The organism is Gordonia aichiensis NBRC 108223, assembly GCF_000332975.1.
GTDB lineage: Bacteria > Actinomycetota > Actinomycetes > Mycobacteriales > Mycobacteriaceae > Gordonia > Gordonia aichiensis.
In genome coordinates, this window is the sequence record NZ_BANR01000016.1 from 61620 (window position 1) to 82668 (window position 21049).

Consider the following 21049-nt stretch of genomic DNA (forward strand, 5'->3'; position numbering starts at 1 on the left):
TCGCGGGCCGGTGTCGGCTCCGTGGCAGGGGTGTGTGCGTCGGTCGGGTGTCGGTGTACGCGTTCGGTGGCGAATACTTGGCGGTATGCGATTCTTCTACGACTCGGAGTTTATCGAGGACGGCCGCACGATCGATCTCGTATCGATCGGTGTCGTCGCAGAGGACGGTCGTGAATATTATGCGGTGTCGACGGAGTTCGACCCCGGGCGCGCCGGGAGTTGGGTGCGCGCCAACGTGCTGCCCAAGCTCCCATCACCGGCGTCGCCGGTGTGGAGATCGCGGTCGCAGATCCGCGACGGACTCCTGGAGTTCCTGACCGAACAGGGCGGCGACATCGAACTCTGGGCATGGGTCGGGGCCTATGACCACGTGGTTCTGTGCCAGTTGTGGGGACCGATGACCGAGTTGCCGCGCGCCATTCCGCGCTTCACCCGCGAGCTCAAACAGCACTGGGACGCCGCGGGCCGCCCACCGCTGCCTGCGGCTCCCGACGATGCTCACGACGCACTCAGTGATGCTCGACACAACGCCCGCAAATGGGAGGCCATCGAGCGGGCGCGGGCTGCGCGGCGCTGACCTGGCGCGGTGCCGTGCCACGGCGACGATCGGCGTGTCCGAGCGGTCTCGACGGGGCCGACCTGCGGGCCAGTCGTCCCAGCCCATTACGCTGGAGGGGTGGTGAACTGGACCGTAGACGTTCCGATCGACGAACTACCCGAACTGCCCCCGCTTCCCGGCGACCTGCAGGCGCGCTTTGCCGACGCCATGAGCAGGCCCGCGCTGCAGCAGCCGAGCTGGGATCCCGAGGACGCCCACCGTATGCGCACGGTGCTCGAGAGTGTTCCGCCGATCTGCATGCCTGCCGAGGTCGAAGCGCTCTCGTCACAGCTCGCCGACGTCGCCGAGGGCCGCGCCTTCCTGCTCCAGGGCGGTGATTGCGCCGAGACATTCGCCGACAACACCGAGCCGCACATCAAGGGCAACATCCGCACCCTGTTGCAGATGGCCGTCGTGTTGACCTACGGCGCGAGCCTGCCCGTGGTCAAGGTGGCCCGGATCGCGGGGCAGTACGCCAAGCCGCGCTCGGCCGACGTCGACGCACTCGGCCTCAAGTCGTATCGCGGCGACATGGTCAACGGATTCCCTCCTGTCGAGTCGGCTCGGGTCCACGATCCGTCGCGGCTCGTCCGCGCCTACGCCAATGCCTCGGCAGCGATGAACCTGGTGCGCGCGCTGACCGGTGCCGAAGCCGACCTGCGTCGGGTTCACGACTGGAATCGGGAGTTCGTCCGCACCTCGCCTGCCGGTGCTCGCTACGAGGCCCTCGCGGGCGAGATCGATCGTGGCCTGAAGTTCATGGATGCCTGCGGTGTCACCGACTCGAGCCTGAAATCGGCCGCGATCTTCGCCTCGCACGAAGCTCTCGTACTCGACTACGAACGCGCGATGCTGCGCCTGGCCGACAACCCCGACCTCGGCAGCGGTGCCGTGGCGGGCGAGACCGGTGGTGAACCGGACGAGAAGGTGCTCTACGACCTGTCTGCTCATTTCTTGTGGATCGGTGAGCGCACACGTCAACTCGACGGTGCGCACGTTGCTTTCGCCGAGCTCATCCGCAATCCCATCGGGGTCAAGATCGGACCGACGACGACGCCCGAGCAGGCCGTCGACTACGTCGAACGGCTCGACCCGCACAATCGCCCCGGACGGTTGACCCTCGTGGCCCGGATGGGCAATTCGAAGGTGCGCGAGGCGCTCCCGCCGATCGTGAGCGCGGTGGAGGCGACCGGCCACAAGGTGATCTGGCAGTCCGATCCGATGCACGGGAACACCCACACCTCGCCGACCGGGTACAAGACGCGACACTTCGACCGCGTCGTCGACGAGGTCCAGGGCTTCTTCGAGGTCCATCACGCGCTCGGCACACACCCCGGCGGTATCCACGTCGAGCTCACCGGTGAGAACGTCACCGAGTGTCTCGGTGGCGCACAGGACATCTCCGATCTCGACCTGTCGGGTCGGTATGAGACCGCGTGCGACCCGCGTCTGAACACCCAGCAATCGCTCGAACTGGCGTTCCTCGTGGCCGAGATGCTGCGCGGGTAGGTCAGTCAGCCGACGTCGGTCAGCCGACGAGCAACGCGCCGACCCACCACCCGACCGATCCGACGCCCGCGGCCACCAGTAGGACGACGGTCAGCCAGATCAGGGCCTGCAGCCTGCCCCGCCCCGGATCGTGGGTGGGCAGATCGTCGGACGCGTGTTCGGGGATCATCGTCGGTCGCTGTGTCGTCGCAGGCACCGCCGTGTCGTGTGGACGAGCCACCACAGACGACGCCGCGATCGGCTGTTGAGCAGTGGCGGGAACCGCGCGGACCTGCGCCGGCTGGCCGGGACCGGCCACCCGCCTTGGCTGTGGCGGACGCACGGCTGCGGCCTGCGCCGCGCGCATCCTCATCATCGTCTCCCGCTCGGCGGAGCGACGCGGTGCGGGCACGGTGAAGGGCGGAAGCTCGAGATCGTCGGCGGCTGCCAGCAGCGCGTCGCGCATCTCGAACGCGTCCACGTAGCGGTCGCGCGGCCGACGCTCCGTTGCGCGCAGGATCACCTCATCGATCTCCTCCGGGACCCCGTCGATCACGTCCCCCGGTGCCGGGACGTCGTAGGAGAGTCGTTGATAGGCGAGTGCCAACGGTGAGTCGCCGTGGAAAGGTGTTCTGCCGGTGAGTAATTCGAACATCATCACGCCCATGGAGTAGACGTCGCTCCTGGCGTCGGCGTCGGTGGACTCGACCTGCTCCGGGGACAGATACGCCGCGGTGCCGAGGATGACACTCGCCGACGTCACCCCGGCCTCGGCGACAGCGCGTACGAGTCCGAAGTCGGCAACCTTCACCTCGCCCGCATCGGAGATCAGCACATTCTCGGGTTTGATGTCGCGGTGGACGAGACCGGCGCGATGCGCGGTACCCAGACCGCCGAGAACGGGATCGGCGACCGCGACCACGGCGTGCGGCGGCATCGGCCCGCGCTCGCGCAGCAGCTCGCGCAGGCTGCCGCCCTCGACGAGTTCCATGACGAGGAAAGCGGTTCCGTCGTCGATGCCCTGGTCGTAGACCGCGACGAGACCCGGATGTTTGAGTCCTGCGACGGCCCGCGCCTCGAACTCGAAGCGGCGGAGGAACTGCGGGTCACCGGAGTAGCGCCGATCCATCACCTTGACCGCGACGTCGCGGCCCAGCCTCAGGTCGGCGCCGAGGTACACCGCCGACATCCCACCGCGCGCAATCGGTGCGTCGAGACGGTAGCGGTCCTCGAGGACCGTACCGAGTAGCGCGTCGGCCGGGCTGTTCACGACGTCGAATCTACCCGGCAGCACGAACGTGCGGCCCGCGCGCGGCTGCGCGTGGCGTCCCCCATTCGGCGAGCATGCCCGGGTCGGCAGTTGTGCCCTGGTGATGTGGTTGTGCGCTGGCCACCGAGTTGTGCACAGGGGCGCGCGGGATCTGTCGGCTCGAACGGCGAACCGGTAATCTCGGGCGCGTGAGTTCTCTGCCCCTCTCGACCGCAGCCCTTCCCGCCGACACCCCCACCTACAGCCTCGACGAGGTCGCCGCGCGCCTGCGTGTCTCCAGCAACAAGGTGCGCAATCTGATCCGCGACCACCAGTTGCTCGCGGTCTCGCGTGACGGTCAGCCCGCGGTGCCCTGCGCGTTCTTCGACGACGAGGGGATCGCCAAGCACTTCATCGGTCTCGTCGAGGTGCTGCTCGACGGCGGCTACACCCGTGACGAGGCGATGTCGTGGCTGTTCACCGAACAGGACGATCTCGGTCTGACCCCGGCAGCTGCGCTGCACACCCACTCGGCCCGCGAGGTCATCCGTCGCGCGCAGGCACAGGCGTTCTGACACCCCACGCGCGACGAGCGAGCACACCGATCCGCACGGGGTCGGCCCGCAGGACCGATGCCGCGGCGAGGCCGCTCAGTACCACGGCCAACAGGGTCTCAGGGAGTTTGTAGAACAGGATCGAGTCGTCGGGCTGAAAGACGATCAGCATGAACGTCGATACACCGACGACCACTGCGCGCACCCGGACCGGAAGCGTGAACGCGACAGCCAGACACAGCACCCACGTGTAATACCAGGGCAGCGTCGACGGTTCGAGGAGAACCACGGCCAGCATCGCGAGCACGATGCCCGCCATCGCCTCACGCTCGGAATGGCGCTGACGCCACCACAATCCGACGAGGATGACCGCGAGGATCACCTCGCCCACGAGCCTGGTGATCGGGAGGACGGTCTGCAGGTTGAGCGGTGTGAACGGCGCGGCGACCAGCGTCACGAGGTGGGCTGCCACCGTCGGCAGCGTGAACCAGTTCACGATCCGATCCGCCCAGCCCAAACCGGTGAGCCAGCCGAGCCCGAGGCCGACGAGCGCTGTCCACATCGCGAAGACCGCGACGGTGATCCCGACGATCGCGGCGAGCACGGTCACCACGTCGCGCGCGGTCACCGAGCGGCGCTCACGTATGTGCGCCAACCAGATCCACAACACGAACGGGACCGCGATGCCCGCGGTGATCTTGATCGAGACGGCGCATCCGAGAAGTAGCAGACCGCCGACGTGACGTCCGGTGACGACCAACGCCATCCCGGCGGCCAGCACACCCATCATGAGTAGCTCGACGTGCGGTCCGCCGACCAGGTGGATCAGCACGAGGGGATTGAACAGTGCCAACCACAGCCCTGCCGCGGGGGACGCCCCGAAATGTCGCGCGAGTCGCGGAATCGCCCAGAGCGACAACAGGAGCCCTGGCAGCAACACCACTCTCATCGCGAGCACGCCCGCGATGACGTGCTCTCCGGTGATGGCGGTGACCCCATGCGTCACCCACACGAAGAGCGGACCGTACGGGGCGGTGGTCGACGCCCAGACCTGCGCCATGCTGTCGACCAGTGGACCCGGATTGTGCGCGGGCCCGTCCGCATACGGCGAGAAGCCTGCTCCGAACAGAGCTCCCTGTCCGAGGTAGGCGTAGACGTCCCTGCTGTAGAGAGGCACGGTGACCATCAGCGGGGCAGCCCAGGCGAGAACCCAGCGACGCAGGTGCAGTCCGCTGTGGTCGGTGGTGGGGTCGTACAGGACGCGGCCGAGCCGTATCCAGGCGATCACCATGACGGCCACGCCGATCCAGAAGGTGATGCCGCAGAGCGACTTTCCGTGGCCGTAGGTGAGCCAGCTCAATCCGGTGTCGGTCAGTATCGGGTGGTTGCGCGGGATGTCGGCGATGCCGAATCCGCCGAGGCACACCATGATCGACCCGACGAGACCCGCGACGAGGGTGCGCCGCACACTTGTCGAGCTCGGTTCTGGGGCCACGGTCACGCCTCAGGCGTCGCGATGCGCCATACGACGCGCAACGGCGACGAGGTCGGTGTACACGGCATCGTCGATGTCGGTGCTCTCGAGAGTCGTGACGGCGGAGTCGAGCAACGTATCGATCGTGCGCTCGATGTCGGCGACGGCTCCCACATCGGTGAGAATCCCACGTGCGGTGGCCAAATCGTCGGCCGACAACTCGGTTCCGACCACCGAACGCAACGCGTCGCCGAGTGCGGGGTCGCGGTCGTCGGCGCGAGAGAGTCCAAGTGCCAGAAGCGCTGTCCGCTTGCCCGCGGCGAGATCGTCGCCCGAGGGCTTTCCGGTTCGTTCCGGGTCACCGAAGACACCGAGAAGGTCATCCTGTAGCTGGAAAGCGATCCCGAGATCGTGCCCGACCGAGCGCAGTTGGTCGATGAGGCCGTCGGAGGCGCCCGCCACCCGAGCGCCGAGTTCCAGCGGACGTGCGACGGTGTACGCCGCGGTCTTGAACTCCATGACCCGGTAGGCGGCGTCCGCCGACTCCTCGCCGCTGACCTCGTTGACGATGTCGAGTACCTGACCGCCGAGCACCTCCGTGCGCATCGCCGCCCAGGTCGCGATCGCCGCGGGCGGTAGTGGCCGCACGTCGGCGTGCCCAGCCGGCCTACCCGCAGGAGTGAGGGTGGCGGGCACATAGCCGTGTACGAGGTCGTCGGCCCACGCGAGCGCGAAATCGCCTGCCAGGATGGCCGACGCGACGCCATGCGCGGCGGCGTCGCCGCGCCATCCCGACTCGCGATGACCCCGTTCGAACACCCTGTGCACCGTCGGCCTGCCGCGTCGTGTGTCCGACGCATCAATGATGTCGTCGTGGATGAGCGCGCACCCCTGTACGAGTTCGAGTGCGGCGCAGACCCGGAGGGCATCAGAATCTGTTGATCCCGTCGGGACGCGCGCAGGGTCGCTGAGGCCCGCCTGCCACCCGGCGAAGGCGAAGACGGGACGGATCCGCTTACCGCCCGACAGGACGAAGTCCGCGACGACCTGCGCCGAGGACCCGACCACCGGTGAGATTCCCGCAGCGGTGGACACCGCGGTGTCGAGGAACTCACGTAGGACTGATTCGACGGCGCCGGGAACCTCGGGGAGGCGCGTCGGTACAGGTACGGTCGAGGTCACGTGTCACAGGCTAGCCCTTACACTGGTCCGGTGAATTCATCCGCCCCGGTGCCGTCCGTCGTCGAACGTCTGTCCGCGCCGCATCCGGGTCGGGTGCCGTTCTCGGTCGAGTTCCTCCCGCCCAAGGACGTCGAGGGCGAGGCGCGACTGTGGCGGGCGGTGCGTGTATTCGAGAGGCTCAACCCCGCCTTCGTGTCCCTGACATACGGCGCGGGTGGCAGCACCCGAGATCGCACGGTGCGTATCGCGGGACAGCTGGCCACCGAGACCACCCTGGTGCCGGTCGCTCACCTCACGGCGGTCAACCATTCGATCGCCGAACTGCGCTCGCTGGTCGGTGCGTACGCCGACAAAGGCATCACCAATATCCTTGCGCTGCGCGGTGATCCGCCTGGCGATCCGCTCGGGGAGTGGGTGAGGCATCCCGAGGGGGTCTCCTACGCCGAAGAACTCGTCGACCTCATCGGTGACCTCGGTCAGTTCCACGTGGGTGTTGCGTCGTTTCCCGAGGGACATCATCGCGCGGTCGACCTCGACCACGACACGCGTGTGCTGGTCAGCAAACTGCGCGCAGGCGCGGAGTACTCGGTCACCCAGTTGTTCTTCGACGTCGAGTTCTATCTCCGGCTGCGCGATCGGGTGGCCGCGGCCGACGCCGAGCAGGGTGCCAAACCGATCATCCCCGAGATCATGCCGATCACCTCGTTGGCCTCGGTACGGCGGATGGTGGAACTGTCGGGGTCGGTATTGCCCGTCAGCGTGGAGCAGCGGTTGATCGCCGCAGCGGGTTCCGGCGAGCAAGAAGACCGCGCAGCGGTGCGCGCGGTCGGGATCGACATCGCCACCGAGATGTCGCAACGACTCATCGCCGAAGGCGTTCCCGGACTCCACTTCATCAGCCTCAACTTCGCCAAGGCCACCTGCGAGGTGCTCGACCGCCTCGGCGTCGACACGTCCGACGCCCTCCCGCTCGTGTCCTCGGGCTAGTCCGGCGTGGCACTCACGGGGTAGGGCCCGCGGTGTTCTTCGGCTCCTCGCCGCCGGACGGCGCACCCTTCGTCGCGCCCACCTCCGTGGAGGATCCTGCGCCGGTGCCGGAGGTCTCCGCGGCCGACGGCGATGCGTTCGCGGATGGTTTCCGGGATGCTGCCTTCGCCGGCGCGGCGCGGCGCACGGGGCGGGGCCTGCCCGGGCGGGGGCTCGTGTCACGGTGCGTGTATGCCAGCCAGATGATGAGTGCCACGACGAGCAGACACACCACCACGAGGAGCCAGGTCCACCCGGTGAAGGCGGCGGTCGCCGGATCGGGGTAGGTCGCATCGGCGATGAACTCGGTGACCTTGCCCGGCTCGGGTGTCCACGTGGCGGAGGTTTCCGAATCCTGCTTCGCCACGTTGCTCGCGGTGATCGGTCCGGCGAACGCCAGGGTGAACTTCAGATAGTCGCGCTCCTCGAGCCCGTTGAGGTCGGCACTGCCGCGGAAACGGACGACGTCACCGCTGCGCTTGGCGTTCAGGTCCATCGTCATCGACGTGTCGCCGAACGCATTCGCGACGATGTCGCCGAGCTGACTGAGCTGGCCCGAGGTGAGATCGGAGAACGTCGCCCTGGTGCCGACCCGGGTGGCGCCCTGCCCCGTCGTTCCCGGCTCCGCACTCGCCGACGGGTTCGACGATCCACCGCCGGCGCCTGTCTGGGGCCCCTCACGGTAGTCCGACGTCGACACGTTGTTGTGCATCGATTCAGGGATGTCGAGTCGCGGCGCACCGCTGGGATTGTCCGGCGAGGTCGCGACGATGATCGTGCCGGCATAACGATCGCCGACTGTGGTGGATCGGGTCAGGCAGCCCGACAGCAGTGGGATCGCCGCGAGCAGGATCACCAGCGAGGCAACCGCGGTGACGCGGGGTCGGGGCCGGGGTCGCGATGCGTCACCCGCGCTCTGCGGGCGCGACGTCCGCAAAAGGGATCTGAGCGTCGGATCAGTGGGTCGTCGCATCGTTGCCGGTTGCACGTGCTCATCGTGCCAGAAGCGTGCCGTCGCCTCGCACACCTGGCGGCGTGTGTCAGCGCGATCGAGGCCGACGGCCGGCCCGGAGCGCGAGTTGCGCAACTGATCAGCGCGATCGAGGCCGACGGCCGGCCCGGAGCGCGAGTTGCGCAGCGATGCGTCCGCTGGCACCGGTCACGCCGCCGCCCGGGTGGGTCGAGGCCCCGGCGAGGAACAGTCCATCCGCACCGGGTACACGGTGCCCGGCGAGGTCCGGGTGCGGCCGATAGGTGAACATCTGGTCGATCGTCATCTCGACGTGCATGATGTTGCCGCCCACCAGCCCCAGCTCGGACTCCAGGTCGGCAGGCGACTGCACCAGGCGGTGCTCAATCGACGTGCTCAACCCCGGTGCATGACGATCCACCTCGCCCAGGATCGCGTCCGCGGCGGGACCCGCCGCCGTCGACCATTCTCCGTCGCGCAGCCGCCGTGGATGCCACTGCGACCACACCGTGATCGAATGACGCTGTGCGGGAGCCAGTGTCGGATCGATTGCCGAGAAACTCATCACCACGCACGGCGGGTGAGGCGGGAGTTCGCCCACCGAGGCCGCGGCGTATGCGCGGCGGAGCTGTGCGCGGTCGGTGGCCAGAAGCCCCAGCGCCGAATGAACGCCGTGCGGTGGCAGATCCGACGGCAGGTCGCGGTACGCCGGAAGCTCGCGCGTGCCGAGCCGTACGGCCATCCCGATGCCGGAGCCGATATCGATCTCGCGGCGCCACCGGTGGATCTGGGACGCGGGGACGCTTCCGCCTGCCTCGAGCATGTCGAGTGTCGCGAGAACATGGCACGCGCCGACCACCTGGTCGGCGCAGTGGGCGCCGTCTACGGTCTGCACGCGCCAATGGTCGCTGCACCGGCTGATCGACGTCGCAGGAGCGCCGGTGAGCACCTGCGCGCCGTCGGCGTCGAGTCGGTTGAGGAGGGACTCGGTGAGCGCTCCGCTGCCGCCGACCGCCCTGCCGGGAGGAATACGGTGCATGAGCGCCGCGAACCCGACCATCGGCGCGGTGCCCGGCGCGTTCATCGGCGGGCCCGATTGCGCACCGAACCACGCGAGGGCAGCCTTGAGCCGCTCCGAGTCGAACCAGCGGTCGAGCAGTGCGTCGCCGGACATCATCAGTTCCTGCGTCGCTGCCATCAGTGACCCGGCACGTCGACCGAACAACCCCCTCCGTGCCGTGTGGGCCGTTGTGCCGATGCCCGCGAAGGCCCGGCCGAATCTCGGCAGTGTGGCGGGTGAGTTGAATGCGTCGAGCACCGCGCGTGACCGCGGTCCCCATTCGCCGACGAACCGTCGATAGGCGTCGGCATCGGTATTCGAGCACGCGGCCGCGATCGACGCGCAGGTCGAGTCCAGGTCGGTGCGGAACACCAACGGCGGTCCGTCCTCGGTGGCGGGCGCGAAACCCCAAGGGTCGCAATCGATATAGCGCAGCCCATGCGACCCGAGATCGAGCTCGTCGATGATCGGGGAGTGCCGGATCATCAGATGCGCCGACGACCCGCTATCGACCCGGTACCCCGGAAAGCGCTCGACGGTCGAGACTGCGCCGCCGGGGACGACGTCGCGTTCGACGACGAGCACCGACCGACCGCCACGGGCGAGGTAGGCCGCAGCGATGAGGCCGTTGTGACCGGCGCCCACGACGATCGCATCGTGGCGTGCGCGATGACCTGTTCGAAAGGGCTTGTTCACCGGGTCACCGGAGGTGGCGGCGTCCCGGCGATCGGCTCGGGCGGGACGTCGAGCGGCAGGCGTCGGCCGAGGAAGGCGAACGGGCGCGGGTCCCCGGTGAAGGTGAAGTTGCGTAGCACGTCGCCGAACCCAAGCCGACGATAGAGAAGCCATGCCCGATTCCGTTCGGAGGGGACCTCCGGGGTGGAGAGGAGGACGTGATCTTCGCCGCGGTCGTGCAGCAGCGCCTTCAGTAACCATTCACCGATGCCGTGGCCCTGTGCAGTCGGGTGGACATGCAACTCGGTGAGTTCGAAGTAGTCGGTGGCGATGCGCTCGATGGTCTGTCGGTCGCATCCTGACAGGCGTAGGCCGGTCCTGAGCTGGTGATTCCACCACTGGTCGTCGGCGCCGCGATAGCCGTAGGCGATACCGACCATGATCTCGTGTCCGGACGGGGATACCGGCGGCCCGATCCTGCGCCGCTCCGCGTCCTGGTCGAGCCGCAGCTCGGGGGAGACGGCCGTCAGCGCAGCGTAGGCCGTCCAGCCGCGTCGAGCGATGTGCTCGCGCCACAGCGGGACCCTGTGGTGCTCGGTACCCCGCGGGTAGTCCATCGCGGTCACGTAGACATTCAGGGCGGCGTCGAGCCAGACCGGGGTGTCCTGGCCGGTCAACCGGACGAGTCGGGTCGCCAAACTGCTCGTCGTCCTCTCTTGCACAGCGTTCTTCTTCCGCAGGGCTGCTCGCGTCGGATGTGCGGGGCCGCGCGAGCAGATCGGGAATGTCGGTACCGAGTTCTACGCTTCTGCTGTCGGAATGGGGCCACATCTCCTCTTGAAGAGTGTGGCCGTTCTAGCTATATTGAATATGTCGAACGGGTGTTCGATGAACGTGCCTCCGCAAGCCGTTCAGCTCACCCCCGACATTCCGGGCGGTCCGGCGACGGACGAGGGAAGCGTGCATCGCCGGACCGTACCCGGACTCGAGACGCGTGACAGCCGAACGGGTGTCGAGACGGAACCAGCACGAAGGGAGCGCGACATGGCAGTACGCAGGCCGACGCGCGGTACGGCGCGTCACGCACGGCGTGGTGCGACTGTGCGCCCGGAGATCGACCCGGTGGTCGTGGTCCGTGCGCGTGACCTACTCGAACGTGCCGAGATCCTGGTCGAGAACGCCGACGGCGTGCCAGACGACGCCGAGCGGTTCCGTCAGTACTACCTCGCCGCGCTGCGTGCGGCGGGTGCAGCTCTCGCTGTGTACGAACCGCCGACGAGGAGGGCGTCGCGTCGGGTGTCGCCGAACGCTTGGTCACGCATCTCGTCGGCCGTTCCCGAACTCGCCGACTTCGCCGGCGCGTTCGCTCGGCTGTCGACCGTTCGGATGGACATCGAGTCCGGTCTGCGCCGATCGGTCGAGGGCTCGGCCGTGACCGGGCTCCGGGCGCGTGTTCTGTCGTTTCTCGACGCGGTCGAGGGCATCGTCGTCTCGTACGAGCAGGGAAAGCTCTCGCACCAGTCGGTCGACCGGTCCGACTACGGCTACGACCACATCGCCTGAGCCGCATGCCGCCACTACCCGCCGATGCCACCGTCGATCGAGGCGCACGCGACGTCCACTGGTCGCTGCGCCCGATAAGTCCGCCGTGGTACGCCCGATGAGTCCGCTGTACGCCCGATAAGTGACCGTCGGGTGGTTATGGTGGTCGCGCGTGCGATCACCTCGTATCATGGAAGACGTAAGCCGCGAACACATGTCACGAGACTGGCGTCCGCGGTCGCCACGATCTCGTTGATGTGTCAATCGGCAACGTAGTAAGGAGGGTCGGTGCCACTCTCGGAGCACGAGCAGCGCATGCTCGAACAAATCGAAAGTGCTCTTTACGCCGAGGACCCGAAGTTCGCGTCCAGCGTCGAGCGCCGCAGGTTGGGTCGGTCGTCGGGGCGTCGTCGGCTGCAGGCGGCGGCGATCTTCGTCGTCGGGCTGGTGCTGCTGATTGTCGGTCCGTTGGTGGGTCTGAGTATCGCCGGACTTCCCGTCGTCAGTCTCATCGGCTTCCTCGTGATGTTCGGCGCGGGGATTCTGGCTCTATGGGGTGGTGGCCGTTCGACGCCGGGCGATTCGACTCCCCGCGGCGACACCGCCCGTCCCGGAGGGAACAAGCGCAAGTTCTCCGAGCGGATGGAAGAGCGATTCAACCGCCGCTTCGAGCAGGAGTAGCTCAGACCGCCTGACCTGGCGAACCCCGCCCGGTCACCCATGTCCTCACGACGGCAGGGCCGTGCATCTCACACGATGCGCGGCCCTGCCGTCGTTTTTCTTGCGCAGTCATGGGCTCTGTCGCATCGACCGCACCCGACGCGCCACGCGTCCAGCCGGCGCGTTCGGGCTCTCCACCCCAGCCCCCTGGGCTCTCCACTTCGCCCCACCCGAGTTCCCCACTTCGCCCCACCCGGTTTCCCCACTTCGCCCCACCGTGGCTCTCGCTGCGCTTCTCACTCCGGCTGATCTCGTCCCACCAGTCACTCTGATCGCTCGACGTCCCTCTTTTCGCACGAGTCGACGCTCTCGACACGCGTCGTTCGCACGCGTCCACCACTCGACTTTTGCGCTTTGAACTGCATAGATTCTGAAAGCGGATCGGCTGTGGGGGTCAATGGGGTGGAAAGTGGAGGAAAGTGGGGTACTGTGGCAGCACTGGGTGAGACGGACCGGAACGGATCACTCGGGGGCAGGAGGTGTCGACATGTCGTCTGTGCGATTCGTCGGCACCTACACGCCCAAGTTGGACGACAAGGGGCGACTGACGTTGCCCGCAAAGTTCCGCGATGCACTGGCAGGAGGCGTGATGGTCACAAAAGGCCAGGACCACAGCCTGTCGGTGTTCCGAGCCGAGGAGTTCGACGAGATCGCCGCCCGAATCGTGGAGGCATCCCGTAACGATCCACAGGCGCGGGCCTTCCAGCGCTACTTCTTCGCCAGCACCGAAGAGCAGCGCCCGGATGGGCAGGGTCGGATCAGCCTGTCTCCCGATCATCGGGAGTATGCGGAACTGACCAAGGAGTGCGTGGTGTTCGGCAGTTTCGATCACCTCGAGATCTGGGACGCGCAGAAGTGGCGCGAGTACCAGAACGAGCACGAGGAGAACTTCTCGGCAGCCAACTCGGCCGCATTGAACGCGGTCCTGTAGCCGAGGGGTGCACACGATGGACAGGGCTTCGGGTGGATCGAGGCCCCGGTCCGGAACGACCCTGGCGTACTTCCCCAACGCCAGGTGCGTAGCCGGACCGGGACCCCGCTTCACCCGGCAAGACAACCCGCGATCCCGGGCACGCTGTATGCGGCACAGAGCAACTGCACTCGCGGCACGGTGTCCGACGACACGTCTGCCTGCCGGTCGTCGGGGCTGTATCGACACAGGGGATTCACGAGTACGCGCGACCGCAACGGGTCGGGGCGTGCAGACCGCACGCTTCGGGAGGTGATTCGGTGAATGCGTCGCGCGACGACGAGCGTCGTTCCGGAGAGTTCGGCCACGTGCCGGTCATGGCGCGTCGGATCACTGAACTCCTCGCACCAGCGTTGACTCGCCAGAACCCCGATCTCGCGCCTGGCGACCAGCCTGTCTTCGTCGATGCGACACTCGGCGCAGGTGGCCACAGCGAGCTGATCCTGACCGAGTTCGAGCAGGCGCGGGTCATAGGAATCGACCGCGATGAGTCCGCGCTGGACATCGCACGAGATCGGCTGGCGCGCTTCGGAGATCGGGTGTCGTTCCATCAGTCACGCTTCGACGGCATCGTCGACGTCCTCGCTGCCGCGGGCGTCGACCACATCGACGGCGTGCTCTTCGACCTCGGCGTCTCGTCGATGCAACTCGACCGCGCTGACCGCGGCTTCGCCTACGCCGTCGACGCCCCGCTGGACATGCGGATGAACTCCGACGATGACCTCACTGCTGCTGACGTGCTCAATACGTACTCCCACGGCGACCTCGCACGGGTGTTGTCGGAGTACGGAGAAGAGCGATTCGCCGGGAAAATCGCCTCCGCGGTGCTGCGGGAACGGGATCGGGAACCCTTCACGACGAGTGGGCGCCTCGTCGAATTGCTGTATGCCACAATCCCTGCCGCCACGCGACGTACGGGTGGGCATCCGGCCAAGCGCACCTTCCAGGCGTTGCGGATCGAGGTCAACCACGAACTCGACGCGCTGCGTGTCGCGTTGCCTGCAGCCCTCGACGCGCTCGCGGTGGGAGGCCGTGTGGTGGTCATGAGCTACCAGTCGCTCGAGGATCGAATCGTCAAGCGTGAGTTCGTTTCTCGCACCACCTCGACATCTCCTCCCGGGCTTCCGGTGGAACTACCCGGAACGGCACCGCACTTCACGCTCGTCACCCGGGGTGCCGAGCAGGCGGGCGAGGCGGAGCTCGCCGAGAATCCGAGGTCGGCCCCGGTGCGGGTCCGAGCCATCGAACGTATCGAGAGGAACCGGTCATGACAGTGCTCGATGAGCGCACCGTCGCCGACAGGGCGGGTGTAGACACCAGTGCACCGACCCGTCGTCCACGTCGGGAGAACCTCGAATCCCAGCGAGCGAACCGCTCGCGGGCTGCTCAGCGTGCGCTCGATCGTCGGCGCAATCGCGTTGCCACACAGGGGTCTACGTCGAGTCGGAGGGTCCTCGACACCGGCGCGGGGCGCGTATCGATGCTCGGTCGGGCGCGGTCGGTGCCGTTCGTGGTACCCGTGATCGCCCTGCTTGTCGTAGGCCTGGGTCTGAGCCTGTGGTTGTCGACGAAGGCCGCCCAGGACTCCTATCGGCTCGGCATCGAACGCAAGGCCAACCAGGTGCTCGTCGACCGTCGGGACAGCCTCAAACGTAGTTACGAATCCGGCGACTCTGCGCCCGAATTGTCCGATAAGGCAGCGAAATTGGGGATGATCCCGGTGCAGGATCCGGCCCGGATGGTTGTCGGTGCCAACGGCAAACCCAAGGTGCTCGGCGACCCCAAACCCGCCTCGGGGAAGCCGATGGGGACCATCAACCCCGACGACGCACCCGATCCCGCCAGCAAGATCGACAAGAGCAAGGTCAGTGATTCGATGGGCCTCGGCGGGGGTGATTCCACAGGGGCTGACTCGTCGGGTTCCGCACAGTCGAATCGCGGTGATTCCGGTGCATCGAATTCCGCAGCGCCGAACCAGAATACGACCCCACCTGCCACGCCCAACCAGAACACGACCCCGCAGACACCGGCACCGAACCGGAGTGCCGATGCGAACGGTGATGCCCCCGCGCCGGGGGCGGCGGCCGCACCCAACCCGAATGTGGCGCCGTCGGCTCAGACGAATGGCAACCCGCCGAACGCAAATTCGGCGGGAGCCCGCTAGGGCGGTGGACAATTGACAACCATGACACGCGCCAGTTTTCAGCGGATCGGTGAACGTCTCGACCCGCCCGCTGCGCAGCCGGGGTCGGGCCGGCGACCGAGACCGTCCGGCGGTTCAGGAGGCGGAGCGTCGGGAACCGGTGGCGGTGGTGGCTTCGGTGGTGGAGGCCGGCGTGGTCCCCGCACCTTCGAATTCCGCAGTCGTGCAGTGGGAATCGTGATCATCCTGGTGGTGTTGGCGGTTGCGGTCCGGATGATCTTCGTGCACACCATCGAGGCGTCGTCGATATCGGCCGAGGCGGCACAGCAGCGCGAATACACGCAGGTGATGACGGCCAAGCGCGGCGCGATCCTCGACCGGAACGGGCGTCCGCTGGCGTACACAGACGAAGCGCGCTCGCTGACGTTCCTACCCAAGGCCGTTCGCAAGTCGATCGAGGCCGAGCACAAGAAGAATCCCGAATATCCCGACGTCGACAAGCGGCTCAAGGAGATTGCCGATGGCGTGTCATCGGCGCTCGGCGGGTCGATCAGTTCCGACGACCTGCACAAGAAGCTGACGAGTGACGACGGATTCGTCTATCTCGCGCGTTCGGTCAGTCCGGAGGTGGCGGCGCGCATCGTCGCCGACTATCCGGAGGTGGGTGCCGACCCGCAGGCGATCCGGCTCTACCCGGGCGGCTCCCTGGCAGCCAACGTCGTCGGCGACGTCAATTATGACGGGAACGGTCTGATCGGCCTCGAGGCGTCGATGGACTCTGTGCTCGCGGGAACCGATGGTTCCAAAACCTACGACCGCGGCTCCGACGGGGCGGTGATCCCGGGAAGTACGCGCAATGTGCATCCGGCGATCAACGGTGCCACCGTGAAACTGACGCTCGACTCCGATATACAGTGGTTCGTGCAGAGCGAGGTCAACAAGGCCAAGCAGGCCTCCGGCGCGAAGTCGGCATCGGCAGTGGTGCTCGACGCGAAGTCGGGCGAGGTGCTCGCCATGGCCAACGACGGCACGTTCAACGCATCCAAGCCGCTGTCGGAACAAACCAAGGCCGACCTCGGCAACCCGGCCGTCACCTCGCCGTTCGAGCCGGGTTCGGTCAACAAGGTCATCACCGCAGCGGCAGCCGTCGAGTACGGGCTGACCAAGCCCGACGAGGTCCTGCAGGTTCCCGGCAGCATCAACATGGCCGGGGTGACCGTGAACGATGCGTGGTCGCACGGTGTCGAGCCCTATACAACGGCGGGAATCTTCAGTAAGTCGTCCAACGTCGGAACCCTGATGCTGGCCAAGCGCGTCGGCGAGCAACGCTTCGCCGACATGGTCAAGCGTTTCGGGCTGGGGCAGCGAACCGGCGTCGGTCTGCCCGCGGAGAGTGGCGGCGCTGTCCCCGCGCTCAGCCAGTGGTCGGGGGGCTCCTTTGCCAACCTGCCCATCGGGCAGGGCTTGTCGATGTCGCTGTTGCAGATGACAGCGATGTACCAGACGATCGCCAACGACGGGCTTCGCGTCCCGCCGCGCATCCTCGAATCCGAACAGCGCGACGGTTCCGATGCCGAGAACGCCGACCGGCCCGCGGGCATCCGTGTGGTCAGTCCGCAGACCGCGCGCACGGTGCGGGACATGTTTCGCGGGGTCTTCCAGGAGGACCCGATGGGCGTGCAGTCGGGCACGGGCTACAAGGGCGCGGTCTCGGGCTATCAACTCTCCGGCAAGACGGGTACCGCACAGCAGGTCGACCCGTCGTGTGGCTGCTACTCGAACTCGAGTTACAACATCACGTTCGCGGGCATCGCGCCGGCAGACGACCCGCGCTTCGTGGTCGGCATCATGCTCGACAATCCGAAGCGGAGTTCCGACGGCAGCGGTGGTCAGTCGGCTGCGCCGTTGTTCGGCACGATCGCCTCGTGGATACTGCAGCGTCAGCAGGTTCCGCTGTCGCCGACCCCCACGCCGTGGATCAAGCTCGAGGCGCGCTGATGTGCCAGTGGCGCCGACCGTCACGAATCGTGCTGACGGTATCGTGAGTGCGTTCGGAGCGAGAACGCATCCGCACGTACCCATGGTCGCGCCGCACCGACACGACCACGCGACACCGATACCGCTGCTGAGGGAGGCGATCGCATCATGGCGTCGAATCGCCGGACCACAGGACTGATACGGCCCCGACACGTCGAACCCACGGCCGTCTCCGTGCTCTCGACGGCCACCGGCGCACGACTCGACCTGATCGGCTCCGTGCCCACCGATGCCGCAGTCTCGGGGGTCTCGCTGCGCGCGCAGGACATCGTTGCCGGTGACCTGTTCGCCGCGTTGCCCGGCGGCCGCACGCACGGTGCACGATTCGCGGCGGACGCCGTCAAGCGGGGCGCGACGGCCATCCTCACCGATGCGGCCGGTCGCGCAGAACTCGGCCGTGTACTACCGCCCGACGCCGCATGCGCGGTTCTTGTCCACGCCGACCCTCGATCGGTCCTCGGTGGTGTGAGCGCGCGCATATACGGCAATCCGTCGCAGCGCCTCAAACTGATCGGGATCACCGGCACGTCGGGAAAGACGACGACGGCCTACATGGTGGAGGCCGCGATGATGGCCGCGGGCCACACTGTCGGACTCATCGGCACCGTCGAGACGCGTGTCGACGGTGTGGCACAGGCGAGTTCGCTGACCACGCCCGAGGCCCCCACCCTGCAGGCGCTGCTCGCCGCGATGCTCGAGCGCGGAGTCGACGTCGTGGTCATGGAGGTGTCGAGCCACGCGCTGGCTCTCGGCCGTGTCGACGGGGCCCATTTCTCGTTGGGCGCCTTCACGAATCTCTCGCAGGACCACCTCGACTTCCACCCGACGATGCGCGACTACTTCGAGGCCAAGGCCCAGTTGTTCGCGGCGGGCTCGTCTACCCGCGCGGTGCGGTCGGTCGTGTGCGTCGACGACGACTGGGGCCGACGCATGCTCGACGTCGCACGTCGAGGCGACGCGATCGCACCGGTCACGGTCTCGACCACCGATGTGCCCGCAGACTGGCATGCTGGTCCGTCGACAATCGAATCCGACGGCTCGCAGCGCGTCGAGATCACCGACTCCGCCGGTATCTCGCACGATCTGACCGTGCGGCTCCCCGGTCGGTACAACATCGCGAACGCGACGCTTGCGGTCGCTGTCGCGGTCGCGGCGGGTGCGCCGGTGACGACAGCGGCGTCGGCGATCGCCGACGTGTCGGTCCCCGGCCGACTACAGCGCATCGAGCGGGGACAGGACTTCCTGGCCATCGTCGACTACGCCCACAAGCCCGGGGCGCTCGAAGCCGTGCTGGCCACTCTCGATGAGCAGGCGCGTGGGCGCGTCGCCGTCGTGATCGGTGCGGGCGGAGACAGGGACAGCGCCAAGCGTCCGCTGATGGGCGAGGTGGCGGCGCGTCGAGCCGACTTCGTGGTGATCACCGATGACAATCCGCGCACCGAGGATCCGGCCGCGATTCGCGCCGCCGTGCTCGCGGGGGCCCAGGCTGTACCCGACGACGAGCGCCGACCGGGAGCCGAGATCGTGGAGATCGGCGACCGTCGGGCCGCGATCGAGGCCGCGATCGCGTGGGCACGGACAGGCGACATCGTCCTGGTGGCGGGTAAGGGGCACGAGGCCGGTCAGGAGATCGACGGTGTCAAGCATTTGTTCGATGACAGGGATGTTGTCGCGGACGCACTCACGAACGTCGTCGACAACACGCCGGGGGCCGCTCGGTGAGTCACGACGGCGGCCCCGGTGATCGCCGCGCACAGCGAACTGTCGTCATCGTCCCAGCGGACGTCGACGAGGTCTCGCGCGCTCTCAGGGAGCTGGTCACACGTGCGCGCGGGTCAACCGATCGCGTGCGCACATGGGCGATCATCGGCGACCTGGCGACGCGCGACGGCCTCAGCGAAAACGAGCGCGTCGTCGAACATGACAGGGTAGGCAGGCTCGCGGTGCGGCTCGCGGTGGACAAGGCCCTCTGCGTGGGGGAGTCGCGTGGGGTCCGTGCACTGCATCAGGGCGCGGTGATGGAGGGCTCCTGGGGCGACGAGGCCAGGTTGGTTGCGTCGGTCGACGACGCATCCGCGACACTGGCCACCGACGGATGGCGCCCGGCGCCCGGCGACATGGTGCTCATCGCGGGAACCGATCCCGCGATGGCCGACCTTGCGGCGGTGACCGGTTCATGAGCGTGGCCTGCGACATGACGAGACAGGAACAAGGAGAGCGGCGAGTGACGGTCGGGCGAACTGAGGGAGAGATACTGCGGTGACCCAGATCCTCATTGCGGGTGCGATCGCCGTGGCGGTGTCGATCCTGCTCACGCCGGTGCTCATCCGCGTCTTCTCCCGCCAGGGATTCGGCCAGGAGATCCGCGTCGAGGGGCCGCAGAGCCACCAGACCAAGCGCGGCACGCCGTCGATGGGCGGCGTGGCCATTCTGATCGCTCTCTGGGCTGGTTACTTCGGCGCGCACATCGTCGGCCTGTTCACCCACGACGGGAACGGTCCGACAGCCTCTGGCCTGCTGGTACTCGGTCTCGCGACCGCGCTCGGCGGTGTCGGATTCCTCGACGACTTCATCAAGATCCGTAAGCACCGCAACCTCGGACTCAACAAGACAGCCAAGTCCATCGGCCAGTTCATCGCGGCCATCCTGTTCGGCGTGCTGGTGCTCGGCTTCCGAAATGACTCGGGCTACACGCCCGCGAGTCCGCACCTCTCCTACGTCCGCGACATCGACGCGATCTCGATGGTGTCCGTCGCGTTCGTCATCTTCTGCTGGCTGGTGGTTGCGGCGTGGTCGAATGCCGTCAACTTCACCGACGGTCTCGACGGTCTCGCCGCCGGGTCGATGGCGATGGTGCTCGGCACCTATGTGCTGGTCACGTTCTTCCAATTCGTGAACGCGTGCTCGGGTGGCGCCAAACCCGCTGCCGACATCCCGCGTGGCTGCTACCAGGTACGCGATCCGCTGGACCTGGCGCTGATCGCCGTCGCCGGTGGCGGCGCCTGTTTGGGTTTCCTCTGGTGGAATGCGGCACCCGCCAAGATCTTCATGGGTGACACGGGCTCACTGGCGCTCGGAGGTCTGCTGGCGGGTCTGTCGATCACGACCCGCACCGAACTCCTCGCGGTGGTCATCGGCGCGTTGTTCGTCGCAGAGATCATGTCGGTCGTCATCCAGATCGCGTTCTTCCGTACGACGGGTCGTCGGGTCTTCCGCATGGCGCCGTTCCATCATCACTTCGAGCTCGGCGGCTGGGCAGAGACCACGGTGATCATCAGATTCTGGCTGCTGACCGCAATCGCGTGTGCCCTCGGCCTCTCGCTGTTCTACGGCGAGTTCCTCACGTTCAGCGGCTGAGTCA

19 protein-coding genes are annotated in these 21049 nt (G+C 67.3%); 13 read left to right on the forward strand and 6 right to left on the reverse strand.

Annotated features, from left to right (window positions below):
- Positions 1-85 precede the first annotated feature (85 nt).
- On the forward strand, positions 86-577 hold the full coding sequence (locus GOACH_RS14940) for a polyadenylate-specific 3'-exoribonuclease AS (RefSeq protein WP_005176264.1): 492 nt from the start codon (positions 86-88) through the stop codon (positions 575-577).
- A gap of 99 nt (positions 578-676) precedes the next feature.
- A complete protein-coding gene (locus GOACH_RS14945) occupies positions 677-2107 on the forward strand; it encodes a class II 3-deoxy-7-phosphoheptulonate synthase (protein WP_040518827.1) in 1431 nt (476 codons plus the stop codon).
- 19 nt (positions 2108-2126) lie between these two features.
- Here GOACH_RS14945 and GOACH_RS14950 read toward each other — a convergent pair whose 3' ends face one another.
- Complete coding sequence (locus GOACH_RS14950) at positions 2127-3356, reverse strand: protein kinase domain-containing protein (RefSeq protein WP_005176269.1); 1230 nt, start codon at positions 3354-3356, stop codon at positions 2127-2129.
- A gap of 188 nt (positions 3357-3544) precedes the next feature.
- Here GOACH_RS14950 and GOACH_RS14955 point away from each other — a divergent pair, with 188 nt between their 5' ends.
- A complete protein-coding gene (locus GOACH_RS14955; protein ID WP_005176272.1) occupies positions 3545-3910 on the forward strand; it encodes an Rv2175c family DNA-binding protein in 366 nt (121 codons plus the stop codon).
- Here the strand turns inward: GOACH_RS14955 and GOACH_RS14960 are convergent.
- Positions 3879-5384, reverse strand: coding sequence for an alpha-(1->6)-mannopyranosyltransferase A (locus GOACH_RS14960; protein ID WP_040518871.1), 1506 nt, complete (start codon positions 5382-5384; stop codon positions 3879-3881). The two genes, GOACH_RS14955 and GOACH_RS14960, sit on opposite strands and share 32 nt — an antisense overlap.
- Before the next feature lie 9 nt (positions 5385-5393).
- Positions 5394-6545 (reverse strand): polyprenyl synthetase family protein, encoded by a 1152-nt coding sequence (locus GOACH_RS14965; RefSeq protein WP_005176276.1) that lies wholly within the window; start codon positions 6543-6545, stop codon positions 5394-5396.
- Between the two features lie 30 nt (positions 6546-6575).
- Here GOACH_RS14965 and GOACH_RS14970 point away from each other — a divergent pair, with 30 nt between their 5' ends.
- Positions 6576-7532: a methylenetetrahydrofolate reductase gene (locus tag GOACH_RS14970; protein ID WP_040518828.1), complete on the forward strand. Its 957-nt coding sequence runs from the start codon at positions 6576-6578 to the stop codon at positions 7530-7532.
- A gap of 13 nt (positions 7533-7545) precedes the next feature.
- Here the strand turns inward: GOACH_RS14970 and GOACH_RS14975 are convergent, their stop codons facing one another.
- Genes GOACH_RS14975 through GOACH_RS14985 form a run of 3 tightly spaced genes read right to left on the reverse strand, consistent with a single transcriptional unit; the run spans position 7546 to position 10974 of the window.
- Positions 7546-8727, reverse strand: a complete 1182-nt coding sequence (locus GOACH_RS14975; RefSeq protein ID WP_245551911.1) for an LppM family (lipo)protein — start codon at positions 8725-8727, stop codon at positions 7546-7548.
- On the reverse strand, positions 8663-10297 hold the full coding sequence (locus GOACH_RS14980; protein WP_040518829.1) for a phytoene desaturase family protein: 1635 nt from the start codon (positions 10295-10297) through the stop codon (positions 8663-8665). Before GOACH_RS14980 ends, GOACH_RS14975 begins: the two co-directional genes overlap by 65 nt.
- A complete protein-coding gene (locus GOACH_RS14985) occupies positions 10294-10974 on the reverse strand; it encodes a GNAT family N-acetyltransferase (protein WP_005176290.1) in 681 nt (226 codons plus the stop codon). The genes GOACH_RS14980 and GOACH_RS14985 overlap by 4 nt, the downstream gene beginning before the upstream one ends.
- Before the next feature lie 346 nt (positions 10975-11320).
- On the opposite strand from GOACH_RS14985, the gene GOACH_RS14990 reads away from it, so the two are divergent.
- From GOACH_RS14990 to mraY, 9 genes are all read left to right on the forward strand, one after another.
- On the forward strand, positions 11321-11839 hold the full coding sequence (locus GOACH_RS14990; protein WP_052004026.1) for an SAV_6107 family HEPN domain-containing protein: 519 nt from the start codon (positions 11321-11323) through the stop codon (positions 11837-11839).
- Positions 11840-12106: 267 nt separating this feature from the next.
- The gene (locus tag GOACH_RS14995; protein WP_005176295.1) at positions 12107-12499 is read left to right on the forward strand and encodes an SCO2097 family morphological protein; all 393 of its coding nucleotides are present in this window, start codon (positions 12107-12109) and stop codon (positions 12497-12499) included.
- Between the two features lie 526 nt (positions 12500-13025).
- On the forward strand, positions 13026-13469 hold the full coding sequence (gene mraZ / locus GOACH_RS15000) for a division/cell wall cluster transcriptional repressor MraZ (protein WP_005176306.1): 444 nt from the start codon (positions 13026-13028) through the stop codon (positions 13467-13469).
- A gap of 299 nt (positions 13470-13768) precedes the next feature.
- Positions 13769-14779 carry a 16S rRNA (cytosine(1402)-N(4))-methyltransferase RsmH gene (gene rsmH, locus GOACH_RS15010; protein ID WP_005176317.1) on the forward strand — a complete coding sequence of 337 codons (1011 nt, stop codon included), beginning with the start codon at positions 13769-13771 and terminating at the stop codon, positions 14777-14779.
- Positions 14776-15672 carry a cell division protein FtsL gene (gene ftsL / locus GOACH_RS15015; protein ID WP_005176324.1) on the forward strand — a complete coding sequence of 299 codons (897 nt, stop codon included), beginning with the start codon at positions 14776-14778 and terminating at the stop codon, positions 15670-15672. The genes rsmH and ftsL overlap by 4 nt, the downstream gene beginning before the upstream one ends.
- Before the next feature lie 21 nt (positions 15673-15693).
- The gene (locus tag GOACH_RS15020; RefSeq protein ID WP_040518831.1) at positions 15694-17649 is read left to right on the forward strand and encodes a peptidoglycan D,D-transpeptidase FtsI family protein; all 1956 of its coding nucleotides are present in this window, start codon (positions 15694-15696) and stop codon (positions 17647-17649) included.
- 147 nt (positions 17650-17796) lie between these two features.
- Positions 17797-19410, forward strand: coding sequence for a UDP-N-acetylmuramoyl-L-alanyl-D-glutamate--2,6-diaminopimelate ligase (locus tag GOACH_RS15025; RefSeq protein ID WP_005176340.1), 1614 nt, complete (start codon positions 17797-17799; stop codon positions 19408-19410).
- The gene (locus GOACH_RS15030; RefSeq protein ID WP_005176343.1) at positions 19407-19868 is read left to right on the forward strand and encodes a UDP-N-acetylmuramoyl-tripeptide--D-alanyl-D-alanine ligase; all 462 of its coding nucleotides are present in this window, start codon (positions 19407-19409) and stop codon (positions 19866-19868) included. The genes GOACH_RS15025 and GOACH_RS15030 overlap by 4 nt, the downstream gene beginning before the upstream one ends.
- A gap of 79 nt (positions 19869-19947) precedes the next feature.
- Positions 19948-21045 carry a phospho-N-acetylmuramoyl-pentapeptide-transferase gene (gene mraY, locus GOACH_RS15035; protein WP_005176345.1) on the forward strand — a complete coding sequence of 366 codons (1098 nt, stop codon included), beginning with the start codon at positions 19948-19950 and terminating at the stop codon, positions 21043-21045.
- The last annotated feature ends 4 nt before the right edge of the window (positions 21046-21049 follow it).